At 60.7% G+C, this 11,917-nt stretch carries 10 protein-coding genes; 3 read left to right on the forward strand and 7 right to left on the reverse strand.

Translation table 11 applies throughout. The features are described 5' to 3' along the window. Positions 1 to 39: 39 nt before the first annotated feature. Positions 40 to 2,022 (reverse strand): DNA primase, encoded by a 1,983-nt coding sequence (dnaG, locus tag DNK10_RS10385; RefSeq protein ID WP_131191490.1) that lies wholly within the window; start codon positions 2,020 to 2,022, stop codon positions 40 to 42. A 200-nt stretch (positions 2,023 to 2,222) separates the two neighbouring features. Next, positions 2,223 to 2,438, reverse strand: a complete 216-nt coding sequence (gene rpsU, locus DNK10_RS10390; protein ID WP_003290642.1) for a 30S ribosomal protein S21 — start codon at positions 2,436 to 2,438, stop codon at positions 2,223 to 2,225. A gap of 213 nt (positions 2,439 to 2,651) precedes the next feature. Between rpsU and tsaD the strand changes: the two genes are divergently transcribed. Then, the gene (tsaD, locus tag DNK10_RS10395) at positions 2,652 to 3,695 is read left to right on the forward strand and encodes a tRNA (adenosine(37)-N6)-threonylcarbamoyltransferase complex transferase subunit TsaD (protein WP_131180988.1); all 1,044 of its coding nucleotides are present in this window, start codon (positions 2,652 to 2,654) and stop codon (positions 3,693 to 3,695) included. A gap of 51 nt (positions 3,696 to 3,746) precedes the next feature. Here the strand turns inward: tsaD and plsY are convergent, their stop codons facing one another. Then, the gene (gene plsY, locus DNK10_RS10400; RefSeq protein WP_131191491.1) at positions 3,747 to 4,316 is read right to left on the reverse strand and encodes a glycerol-3-phosphate 1-O-acyltransferase PlsY; all 570 of its coding nucleotides are present in this window, start codon (positions 4,314 to 4,316) and stop codon (positions 3,747 to 3,749) included. A gap of 74 nt (positions 4,317 to 4,390) precedes the next feature. Here plsY and folB point away from each other — a divergent pair, with 74 nt between their 5' ends. Together folB and folK are read left to right on the forward strand one after the other, a co-directional pair. After that, positions 4,391 to 4,747, forward strand: coding sequence for a dihydroneopterin aldolase (gene folB / locus DNK10_RS10405; protein WP_131180990.1), 357 nt, complete (start codon positions 4,391 to 4,393; stop codon positions 4,745 to 4,747). Beyond that, a complete protein-coding gene (folK, locus tag DNK10_RS10410) occupies positions 4,738 to 5,265 on the forward strand; it encodes a 2-amino-4-hydroxy-6-hydroxymethyldihydropteridine diphosphokinase (RefSeq protein WP_131191492.1) in 528 nt (175 codons plus the stop codon). Before folB ends, folK begins: the two co-directional genes overlap by 10 nt. A 297-nt stretch (positions 5,266 to 5,562) precedes the next feature. Here the strand turns inward: folK and DNK10_RS10415 are convergent, their stop codons facing one another. The 4 genes from DNK10_RS10415 to DNK10_RS10435 all read right to left on the reverse strand — a co-directional run bounded on the left by DNK10_RS10415 (position 5,563) and on the right by DNK10_RS10435 (position 11,881). Further along, complete coding sequence (locus DNK10_RS10415; RefSeq protein ID WP_131191493.1) at positions 5,563 to 6,795, reverse strand: multifunctional CCA addition/repair protein; 1,233 nt, start codon at positions 6,793 to 6,795, stop codon at positions 5,563 to 5,565. 230 nt (positions 6,796 to 7,025) lie between these two features. Next, positions 7,026 to 8,594 carry a SpoVR family protein gene (locus tag DNK10_RS10425; RefSeq protein WP_131191494.1) on the reverse strand — a complete coding sequence of 523 codons (1,569 nt, stop codon included), beginning with the start codon at positions 8,592 to 8,594 and terminating at the stop codon, positions 7,026 to 7,028. Beyond that, the gene (locus DNK10_RS10430; RefSeq protein ID WP_131180994.1) at positions 8,591 to 9,862 is read right to left on the reverse strand and encodes a YeaH/YhbH family protein; all 1,272 of its coding nucleotides are present in this window, start codon (positions 9,860 to 9,862) and stop codon (positions 8,591 to 8,593) included. Before DNK10_RS10430 ends, DNK10_RS10425 begins: the two co-directional genes overlap by 4 nt. A gap of 96 nt (positions 9,863 to 9,958) precedes the next feature. Beyond that, on the reverse strand, positions 9,959 to 11,881 hold the full coding sequence (locus tag DNK10_RS10435) for a PrkA family serine protein kinase (RefSeq protein ID WP_131180995.1): 1,923 nt from the start codon (positions 11,879 to 11,881) through the stop codon (positions 9,959 to 9,961). Positions 11,882 to 11,917: the final 36 nt, after the last annotated feature.

Genomic DNA, 11,917 nt, shown 5'->3' on the forward strand with positions numbered 1-11,917 from the left:
GGCTGAAAACAAGCCGAGGATTATACCTCAGCTCGGCGCTCAGGCGCCAGTTGGGGTCTTGCTGGGCGAGGTAGGGCTGCTGTAGTGCTCACGGAGCAGGGCCTTTTCCTCGTCGGTGAGTTCGCTCGGGCTTTTCTGCATGATGCTGCGCAGAGCGGTTTCGCGCCGTCTTAACGACTGGCTATGGACAAGTGTAGTTATGGTGTCGAAAAACTGCCGTTCAAGGTTGTCGTGATCGATTAACCATTCTTTTTCTGCCAGTACTTTGAGCAGGCGGCCCTGTTCGGTGCCGTGCCAACGGGCGATCAGTTGCAGTGAGCGCAGCCCTGGCTGCTTCTGCAGAGTGCCCACCAGGGCCACCAGCAGTTGGGCGTAAGTGTCGCCTTCTGCGGCGAAGTTGCTGACATCATCGACTCTTTGTGCCAACTCAGGGTGATGCAGCAGGCTGCGCAGAGCGCTCAGATGGGGCGATTCGACACTCACTGCGGTGCGTGGTGGATGGTAGTCATCGCGGTCTTTCTTGCTCCACTTGCCACCCTCCTTTTTCCATTCGCCTTTGCCCTGTTTTCTGGCTGGGCGTTCGAACGCGTGAGCGGACGGCTGCTCTTCATGGGTCGCTGCGACGTCGTGGTAGGCGCTGTCGGGGATGGCTTCGAAGTGTGGCGCATGGTTGTTGCCGTCCTGCTGGGAGGGCGCAGTTGCCTGCTGTCGGCTGGGCGGTGCGGACATCTGACTCAGGGCCTCGCCGCTGAGGCCGGTAATCTGCGTCAGGCGTTGGCGCATCAAGGCGCGCAAGGTGTTGCCGGGAATCTTTTCGATCAACGGTGCAGCCAATGTCACCAGATGCGCCTTGCCTTCCAGCGAACGCGGATCCGCTTCTTCGCTGAGTTGCTGGAAAAAATAATCCGCCAGCGGCTGGGCGTGCTGATGAATGCGCGCGCGAAATGCATCGGTACCTTCGCTGCGCACCAGGGTGTCCGGGTCTTCGCCTTCAGGCAGGAACAGGAAGCGAGCGCGGCGGCCATCCTGCAGGTTCGGCAGGGCGGCTTCCAGGGCGCGCCAGGCGGCATTGCGGCCGGCCTGGTCGCCGTCGAAGCAGAACAATACGCTCGGCACCAGACGAAACAGGCGCTTGAGGTGTTCTTCGCTGGTGGCCGTGCCAAGGGTCGCGACGGCATTGCGCAGGCCTTGTTGGGCGAGGGCGATGACGTCCATGTAGCCCTCGACCACCATGATCTCGTCGAGATTGCGGTTGTGCTTGCGCGCCTCGTACAGGCCGTAGAGTTCCTGACCCTTGTGGAATACCGGGGTTTCCGGGGAGTTCAGGTACTTGGGCTTGTCGTCTCCCAGCACCCGCCCGCCAAAGGCGATGACCCGGCCACGGCTGTCGTGGATGGGGAAGATCACCCGGTCACGGAAGCGGTCGTAACGTTTGCCGCTATCCGGGTTTTCCACCAGCAGGCCGGCATCGATCATGGCCTTGTGTTGCAGGCTGTCGCCGGACAGGTGTTTGAGAAGGTTATCCCAGCCTGGTGGGGCGAAGCCCAGGCCAAAGTCGCGAGCGATTTCGCCTGATAGCCCGCGGCTTTTCAGGTAGTCGACCGCGGCGCGGCGTTGCGGGTGGCTCTTCAGTGCCTGGCGGTAGAAGTCCGCAGCGGCCTTGAGCAGGGCGTAGAGCGGTGAGTCGGTAGGTTGGCGGGGCTTGCCGCCACGTCCGCCGTCTTCCCGTGGCACGTCCATGCCGGCACGTTTGGCCAGTTCCTCGACCGCCTGGGGAAACTCCATCTGGTCGTGATCCATCACGAAGCCCAGGGCGTTGCCGCCAGCGCCACAGCCGAAGCAGTAATAGAACTGCTTGTCCGGGCTGACGGTGAAGGAGGGGGTCTTTTCCTTGTGGAACGGGCAGCAGGCGCTGTAGTTCTTGCCGGTCTTCTTCAGTTGGATGCGCGAACTCACCACATCGACGATGTCGGTGCGGTTGAGCAAATCATCGATGAAGGATTGCGGGATCAGGCCGGCCATAAGTGCTCAATACTGCCGCAGCGTTGCGGGAAACAGTAGCAGGCTATTGATAAACGACCTGCGTTACCAGTGCCTATATTTCCAAGTGACTTGCCAGCGGCAAAAACGCAAAAACTCCGACCATTCGCCAGAAGGCGACGCGGAGTCTTTGACGATAATGCCCGGCCTAAACCGGGCATTCAGACGTTGCGTGTACGGTATTAGTACAGGCGAACGCTGCGGCGCTGTTCGCGCTGCACTTTCTTGGCGTGACGCTTAACAGCGGCAGCTGCTTTGCGCTTACGCTCGGCGGTCGGCTTTTCGTAGAATTCGCGGCTACGAACTTCGGCCAGAACACCGGCTTTTTCGCAGGAGCGCTTGAAACGACGCAGAGCTACGTCGAAGGGTTCGTTCTCTTTAACTTTGACGGCTGGCATCCAGAGCTACCTTCTTTATTACCGGAGGTTTGTGTCTTCCGGCAACGGCACGGAAAGATCACAGGTTTTTAAGGGTTGCGGATGTTACCGCCTCGTCAACCGGAATGCAAAGCCTCTGATCGAAAAGCACTGGTCTGTGCCGCTTGGCGACGATTATCATGCCGGCCTTTCACGCCCGGCGGCTGCCGGACTGTTCAACCTCAAGGCGAAACCATGCTTGTTCTGGGATTGGAAACTTCGTGCGACGAGACCGGTGTCGCGCTCTACGACAGCGAGCGCGGCCTGCTTGCCGATGCGCTGTTCAGTCAGATCGACCTGCACCGCGCCTACGGTGGTGTGGTGCCGGAGCTGGCCTCGCGTGACCACGTCAAGCGCATGCTGCCGCTGATCCGCCAGGTGCTGGAGGAGGCCGGCTGCGTAGCCACCGAGATCGATGCCATCGCCTACACCGCAGGGCCGGGACTGGTCGGCGCGCTCCTGGTTGGCGCCTCCTGCGCCCAGGCGCTGGCGTTCGCCTGGGATGTACCGGCCATCGGCGTGCATCATATGGAAGGCCACCTGCTGGCTCCCATGCTCGAGCCGACTCCGCCAGCTTTTCCGTTCGTCGCCTTGTTGGTGTCGGGCGGGCATACCCAACTGGTTCGGGTCGATGGCATCGGCGAGTACCAGTTACTTGGTGAGTCACTGGACGATGCCGCTGGCGAGGCATTCGACAAGACGGCCAAATTAATGGGGCTGCGTTACCCCGGTGGCCCGGAAATCGCCCGGCTCGCCGAGCGCGGTACGCCCGGACGCTTCGTGTTCCCGCGACCGATGACCGACCGCCCCGGTCTGGATTTCAGTTTCAGCGGCTTGAAGACCTTCACCCTCAATACCTGGCAGCAATGCTGCGCCAGTGGCGACGACAGCGAACAGACCCGCTGCGATGTGGCCCTGGCGTTCCAGCAGGCTGTCGTCGAGACGCTGACCATCAAGTGTCGTCGTGCGCTCAAGCAGACGGGGCTCAACAGCCTGGTGATCGCGGGTGGGGTGAGCGCCAATCAGGCGTTGCGGCTGTCGCTGGAGGACATGCTCGCAGCGCTGAAGGGCAAGGTCTTTTACGCCCGTCCGGCATTCTGTACCGACAATGGCGCGATGATCGCTTACGCCGGTTGCCAGCGCCTGCTGGCCGGGCAACACCAGGATCTTGCCATCAGCGTACAGGCACGCTGGCCAATGGAAGATCTGCCTCGCTGCGAGCCACACGCAGAAAGTTGAACGAGAGTGGGATGTTGCTTGTGGCTTGAAGCTTGCCGCTTGAAGCTGCTCTTAGAAATGTCGCTCACGGCCAGCCCATAGATCGCGTAGATTGCTGCGGTGGCGCCAGACGATCAACCCGCTGAGCACGCACATCGGCAGTAGCGCTGCCGGTTGTTGCCAGGCGAGTAGCGGTAATGTCAGCGGTGCGGCGGTCAGTGCGGCGAGGGAGCTGGTGCGGGTCAGCCCGAAGATCAGCAGCCAGGTGCAGAGCGCCAGCAAGGCAGCGGGTGGATACAGACCCAGCAACATGCCGGCCGCAGTGGCGACGCCCTTGCCACCGCGAAAGCGGAAATAGATCGGATAAAGGTGCCCGACCACGGCTGCCAGACCCAGCCAGGCCTGTTGCTGCAGTTCGAAACCAAGGTGTGCGGCAATCACGACGGGCAGCAAACCTTTGAACAGATCGCCAATCAGCGTGAGAATGGCCAGGCGTTTGCCCGCCAGCCGTAGCATATTGGTGGCGCCGGGATTGCCCGAGCCGCTGGCACGAGGATCCGCCAGGCCGGTCATGCGGCTGAGCAGGATAGCGAAGGACAGCGAGCCGAGCAGGTAGGCGAGGATCGCCAGCAACCAAAACATGGTATCCATTCCGCGCCGGGGGATGCCCGATTCTAACGAGGTACGGCGAGCTTGTCGTGCCGTGGAGAGCATGCTTGGACACAGTGTTTATCGCGGGTCTGGAAGTCGACACCGTTATCGGTGCCTACGACTGGGAGCGCACCATCCGCCAATGCCTGCAGCTGGATCTGTGGCTGGGCTGGGACAACCGTCCGGCGGCCGAGGAGGATGATTTGAACAAGGCGCTGGATTACGCCTCGGTGTCCGCACGCATCCAGGCCTTTGCCAGCGAGTCGCAGTTCATCCTCGTGGAAACCTTCGCCGAGCGCCTGGTGGCGCTGCTGATGAGTGAGTTCGGGATTCCCTGGGTGCGTCTGCGGCTGACCAAGCCGGGCGCGGTGCCCGCCGCCCGTGGCGGTGTTGGCGTGGAGATCGAGCGCGGATGTCGCTAACCCCGATACTGTTGGGCCTGGGCAGCAATATCGAGCGCGAGGCACACCTGCGTGCCGGCCTCGATGCTCTGGCCGACATCGTCACCGATATGCGTTGCTCGCCAGTCTTCGAAAGCCTGGCGGTGGGTATCAAGAGCGGCCCGTTCTTCAACCTGGTGATTGCCGGGCAGACTGCCTTGCCACTGCTCGAACTGGATCGCCGGCTGAAGTTCATCGAGGCCGACAACGGTCGCTATGCGCCGGATCGCAAGGGCCTGCCGCTGGATATCGACGTGCTGATGTACGACGCATTGGTCGGCAGCTTCGATGGCCTGGTGCTGCCCCGCGCGGAAATTCTCAAGAACGCCTTCGTGCTCAGGCCGTTGGCACTGCTGGTGCCGGATGTCGAACATCCGGGCGTAGGGCTCAGCTTCGCTGAATTGTGGCGAGAGACGCGGATCGAGCAGCAACTGTGGCCGGTTTCCTTCCTGTGGCGTGGTGCCGAGCTGACACCTGCCGAGTTGCTGCCGTCGCCCTAGTGTCACGTCAACCATGAAATGTCGGGCGCCCGTAGGGTGGGTCGGGCCGCGCAGGTTAGCGACGCCGGACTCAGATTGACAGGCACCGCTATCGTGGAGCGTCGCGGATGGCCGCCCCGCGTAACCCTCCAGGTGATAGATCGTGTTGCGCCGGTGGTGGGTTACGCCGCAACAGAGATGGTAAAACCGTCAGTCTAACCCACCCTACGAGAGGTCGTTCGACCGACAGCTGATCTGTGACGCGACACTAGGTGGTGTTAACGCTTGCGCACGACCGCGCAGCAACGCTGTTAGGCCCTATTGCGTCTGAGCGGACTGCTTGAATGCCTTGAGTGCGGCGAGCCGCTCGCGATTGAGCGCTTCGCCCAGTTCCGCACCCTTGTAGCCACGCTCGAGCAAGGGCTGTGCGGTCACCTTGCGCACCGCCTGCATGGCATCCAGCAAGTAGGCTGCCTGTGGATACTCACGCTGTTCCAGCCCGTGGCGACCCCGGGCGTCCATCTCGCTGGCGGCGACGAAGGCCTCGAAGCGTTGCGGGCGACGGAATACGTCGAAGCGTTGCATCAGCTCCAGTAGCGTTGACGCACGCAGCTCCAGGGCGCGGTGGGCATGGGTGTGAAACTCCCCGACCAGTTCAGCCAGCTCCTGGCACTCCCTGGGCACTTTGCACCGGCTGTTGATCGCCTGGATCAGCGGGATGCCACGGTGTTCGTGAGCGATATGCCGAGGCCAGTCGGCAGGCCTGGTCAATCCCTTGCCTACATCGTGCAGCAGGCAGGCCCAGCGTACGGGCAGCGGTTGCTGGTGGTCGGCGCACTGGCGCAACACGGCCAGCACATGAATGCCGGTGTCGACCTCTGGATGATGAGCAGGCGGCTGCGGCACGCCAAACAGTGCATCGACCTCCGGCAGCATGACCGCCAAGGCGCCGCAGTCGTGCAGCACCTGAATGAAAACGTCCGGTCGCGGCTCCATCAGTGCGCGGGAGATTTCCTTCCAGCTGCGTTCGGGCGTCAGGGCGTCCAGCTCTCCAGACTCGGCGAGCTGGCGCATCAGCGCGAGGGTTTCGGCTGCCACGGCGAAGCCCAGCGGTGCGTAGCGGGCCGCGAAGCGCGCCACGCGCAGAACGCGCAACGGATCTTCCGCGAAAGCCGGCGATACATGGCGCAGCTGTTTGGCCGCCAGGTCGCGCTGCCCGCCATAGGGGTCGATAAGCTGGCCATGCTCGTCTTCGGCAATGGCGTTGATGGTCAGATCGCGGCGGATCAGGTCTTCTTCCAGGGTCACTTCCGGGCTGGCGTGAAAGGTGAAACCACCATAGCCGCGGCCGCTCTTGCGTTCGGTACGCGCCAGGGCGTATTCCTCGCCCGTTTCCGGGTGCAGAAAGACCGGGAAATCCGCACCGACCGGGCGAAAGCCTTTTTCCAGCATGGCCTCGGCGGTGGCACCAACCACCACCCAGTCGATCTCGGTGACCGGGCGGCCGAGCAGGCGATCACGTACGGCGCCGCCAACTTTGTAGATGAGCATAGGGTTCTCCGTCATGGGCGGAGGATAACAGGCCGTTGAAAAACTACCTACGTTGGCAATACTGCGTTAAAAACGGCCTCAAAATGCTCATTTAGCACACCTAAACTGCGCTTTTTCGGCCGTTTTTGCCTTGTCTTGCCTACCTCGCCTACGTTTTTCAACCGCCTGATAACCGCTGTGCCGGAGCCTGTCGTTGTGCTGGAGGAGTCGGGCCCAGGCTGGGCCCGTTTTCAGAGCGGTGGGATGTGCAGATCCAGGCGCGGGAAGTCGCCGTTCGGGGCGGCGTCGCTCTTTGGCGGCACGTGCTGGGTGTTGACGATCTGCTCGCCTTGCAGGGTCTGCAGGTGGATGTCGAACCCCCACAGGCGGTGCAGGTGCTTGAGCACTTCTTCGGTGGAGCTGCCCAGGGGTTTACGGTCGTGCTGGAAGTGGCGCAGGGTCAGTGAGCGATCACCGCGTCGGTCGATGTTCCAGATCTGCACGTTGGGTTCGCGATTGCCCAGGTTGTACTGGGCGGCCAGGGTTTCGCGAATGGTGCGATAACCCGGTTCGTCGTGAATGGCCGGTACGCTCAGTTCGTCTACCTGATCGTCATCGAGAATGCTGAACAGTTTCAGGTCGCGGATCACCTTGGGCGACAGATACTGCAGGATGAAGCTTTCATCCTTGAAGCTGGTCATGGCGAATTTCAGGGTGCTCAGCCAGTCGCTGCCGGCGATGTCCGGAAACCAGTGGCGGTCTTCCTCGGTCGGCTCTTCGCAGATGCGGCGGATGTCGCGGTACATGGCGAACCCCAGGGCGTAAGGGTTGATGCCACTGTAGTAAGGGCTGTCGAAAGACGGCTGAAACACCACGCTGGTATGCGACTGCAGGAACTCCATCATGAAGCCCTCGGTAACGAGGCCTTCGTCGTAGAGATCATTCATCAGGGTGTAATGCCAGAAGGTCGCCCAGCCTTCGTTCATCACCTGGGTCTGACGCTGCGGGTAGAAATACTGGGCGATCTTGCGCACGATGCGGATCACCTCGCGCTGCCAGGGCTCCAGCAACGGCGCGTGCTTTTCCAGAAAATAGAGGATGTTTTCCTGAGGCTCGGCCGGAAAACGCTTGCTGTCCTGTTCGTCGGCCTTGCTGGCGCTTTTGGGAATGGTGCGCCACAGGTCGTTGATCTGGCGTTGCAGGTGCTCTTCGCGATCCTTCTGACGCCGCCGCTCTTCCTCGGCGGAAATCGGGTAGGGGCGCTTGTAGCGATCCACGCCGTAGTTCATCAGCGCATGGCAGGAATCAATCAGATCCTCGACCGCATCGATGCCGTGGCGCTCTTCGCACTGGGTGATGTACTGCTTGGCGAACACCAGGTAATCGATGATCGAGGAAGCATCCGTCCAGGTGCGGAACAGGTAGTTGCCCTTGAAGAAACTGTTGTGCCCGTAGCACGCATGGGCGATTACCAGTGCCTGCATGGTGATGGTGTTCTCTTCCATCAGGTAGGCGATGCAGGGATCGGAATTGATCACGATTTCATAGGCCAGGCCCATCTGCCCACGGCTGTAGGACTTCTCGGTGCTGAGAAACTGCTTGCCGTACGACCAGTGGTGGTAGCCCAGCGGCATGCCCACCGACGCGTAGGCGTCCATCATCTGTTCGGCGGTGATGACCTCGATCTGGTTCGGGTAGGTGTCCAGCGCGTAGCGTTCGGCGAGTCGGCTGATTTCCCGGTCGTAGTCGCGAATCAGCTCGAACGTCCACTCCGACCCTGTGGATAGCGGCTGACGTTTCTTGCTGCTGGTGCTGCTCATGTTAAGAGCCTCCGCTGAAACAGTTCGCGGAATACCGGGTAGATATCACCGGCCGATACCAGTTGCTGCTGGGCGAAGGTCTCGTCGAATATTTCGGCGACCTGTTCGTATTCGAACCACAGCGCCTGGTGTTCGCGCGGGGTGATTTCCACGTAGGTGAAGTACTGCACGAACGGCATGATCTGCTTGATCAGGATGTCCCGGCACACCGGCGAGTCGTCGTTCCAGTTGTCGCCGTCGGAAGCCTGGGCGCCGTAGATGTTCCATTCGTTGACCGGATAACGCTCGGCCATGATCTCCTGCATCATCTTCAGGGCGCTGGACACTATGGTGCCGCCGGTTTCCCGTGAGTAGAAGAATTCTTCCTCGTCGACTTCCTTGGCGCTGGTGTGGTGGCGGATGAACACCACGTCGATCTTGTCGTAATTGCGCTTGAGGAACAGGTACAGGAGGATGAAAAAACGCTTGGCGACGTCTTTGGTCGCCTGGGTCATTGAGCCGGATACGTCCATCAGGCAGAACATCACTGCCTTGGAGCTGGGAGTGGGGTGTTTGACCAGCAGGTTGTACTTGAGGTCGAAGGTGTCGAGGAAGGGCACGCGGTGAATTCGCGCGCTGAGCCGCTCGATTTCTTCTTCGATAGTCTGAATGTCGCCGAAGTTATCGGGTTCCTCACGACGCAGGCGCTCCAGTTCGGCCTTGGCTTCACGCAGTTTCGCGCGGCTGCTGCCAGACAGCGCGATGCGCCGGGCATGGGCCGAGCGCAGGGTGCGGATGATGTTGATGCGTGACGGGTTGCCTTCGCTGCTGATGCCGGCGCGTACGGTCTTGAAGGTCTCCGCGCCGGTCAGGTGACGCTTGACCAGGTTGGGCAGTTCCAGATCCTCGAACATGAAGTCCAGGAATTCTTCCTGGGTGATCTGAAAGACGAATTCGTCCATGCCCTCGCCGGAGTTGCTGGCTTTGCCTGAACCCTGGCCGCCACCGCCACCCTGGGGACGTGGAATACGTTCTCCGGCGACGAAATCCTTGTTGCCGGGGTGGACGACGGTCTGCTTGCCGCCGCGGCCATGGTGCAGCACAGGTTCGTCGATATCGCGGCCGGGAATGCTGATCTGCTCGCCGTGCTCCATATCGGTTATGGAGCGGCGACTGACCGCTTCTTCCACCGCTTTCTTGATGTGATCACGGTAACGACGGATGAACCGCTGGCGGTTCACCGTGCTCTTGTTCTTGCCATTCAGGCGACGGTCGATCACGTAGCTCATAGGCCCTCCGGGCCAGCTTCAAGCCGCAAGCTACAAGCTGCAAGTAGGCCGAGTCTGGCTCCTGCTTTTCTTGCAGCTTGAAGCTTGCCGCTGCTGTTATTGCGATTTACGTACGCGCAGATACCATTCGGACAGCAGGCGCACCTGCTTCTCGGTGTAACCGCGCTCGACCATGCGATTGACGAAGTCGTTGTGCTTCTGCTGATCCTCCTTGCTGGCCTTGGCGTTGAAGCTGATGACTGGCAGCAGATCTTCGGTGTTGGAGAACATCTTCTTCTCGATCACCACGCGCAGTTTCTCGTAGCTGAGCCAGGTCGGGTTCTTGCCGTTGTTGTTGGCGCGGGCGCGCAGCACGAAGTTGACGATTTCGTTGCGGAAGTCCTTCGGATTGCTGATGCCGGCCGGCTTTTCGATCTTTTCCAGTTCCTCGTTGAGGGCTACGCGATTGAGGATTTCGCCGGTTTCCGGATCGCGATACTCCTGATCCTGAATCCAGAAATCCGCATACAGCACGTAACGGTCGAAGATGTTCTGGCCATATTCGCTGTAGGACTCCAGGTAGGCGGTCTGAATCTCCTTGCCGATGAACTCGATATAACGCGGTGCCAGGTATTCCTTGATAAAGCGCAGGTAGCGCTCACGCACTTCGCCGGGGAACTGTTCCTGTTCGATCTGCTGCTCCAGCACATAGAGCAGGTGCACCGGGTTGGCGGCGATTTCATGAGGATCGAAGTTGAATACCTTGGAGAGAATCTTGAAGGCGAACCGGGTCGACAGGCCATTCATGCCTTCGTCGACGCCAGCGGCATCGCGGTATTCCTGGATCGATTTGGCCTTGGGGTCGGTGTCTTTGAGATTCTCGCCGTCGTAGACGCGCATCTTCGAGTAGATGTTGGAGTTGTCCGGCTCCTTGAGACGCGACAGGGTGGAAAACTGGGCGAGCATCTTCAGGGTGTCCGGCGCACAGTGAGCGTTGGCCAGCGAGCTGCTGGTCAATAGCTTGTCGTAGATTTTGATCTCGTCGCTGACGCGCAGGCAGTAGGGCACCTTGACGATGTAGATACGGTCGATGAACGCTTCGTTGTTCTTGTTGTTGCGGAAGGTGTGCCATTCCGACTCGTTGGAGTGGGCCAGCAGGATGCCGTTGTAGGGAATAGCGCCCAAACCCTCGGTACTGTTGTAGTTGCCTTCCTGGGTGGCGGTGAGCAGCGGATGCAGCACCTTGATAGGCGCCTTGAACATCTCGACGAATTCCATCAGGCCCTGGTTGGCTCGGCACAGAGCACCCGAATAGCTGTAGGCGTCGGCGTCGTTCTGTGGGTACTCCTCGAGCTTGCGGATGTCCACCTTGCCGACCAGGGCGGAGATGTCCTGATTGTTCTCGTCGCCGGGTTCGGTCTTGGCGATGGCTATCTGGTTGAGGATCGAGGGGTAGAGCTTGACCACGCGGAACTGGCTGATGTCGCCGCCGAACTCGGCCAGGCGCTTGCTGGCCCAGGGCGACATGATGCTGCCCAGGTAGCGTCGCTCGATGCCGTAATCCTCCTCGAGGATCGCCGCGTCTTCGTCGGCGTTGAACAGGCCCAGCGGTGATTCGAATACGGGCGAGCCCTTGATGGCGTAGAAGGGCACCTTCTCCATCAGTTGCTTGAGCTTTTCTGCCAGGGACGATTTACCGCCACCGACGGGGCCCAGCAGATAGAGGATCTGTTTCTTTTCCTCCAGGCCCTGGGCCGCGTGGCGGAAATAGGAAACGATCTGCTCGATGCATTCTTCCATGCCGTGGAAATCGGCGAAGGCGGGGTAGCGGCGGATCACCTTGTTGGAAAAGATGCGCGACAGGCGCGGATTGTGCGACGTATCGAGCAGCTCCGGTTCGCCGATCGCCATAAGCAGCCGTTCGGAAGCACTGGCGTAGGCGCTGCGATCCTGTTTGCACAGTTCGAGGTACTCCTGCAGCGAGTACTCCTCCTGGCGGGTCGCCTCGAATCGTTGCTGGAAGTGACTGAAAATGCTCATGACTTCACCTCGCTCGATGCTTGGAGCCGGCCGGGA

This window comes from Phytopseudomonas daroniae, assembly GCF_004327275.1.
GTDB lineage: Bacteria > Pseudomonadota > Gammaproteobacteria > Pseudomonadales > Pseudomonadaceae > Aquipseudomonas > Aquipseudomonas daroniae.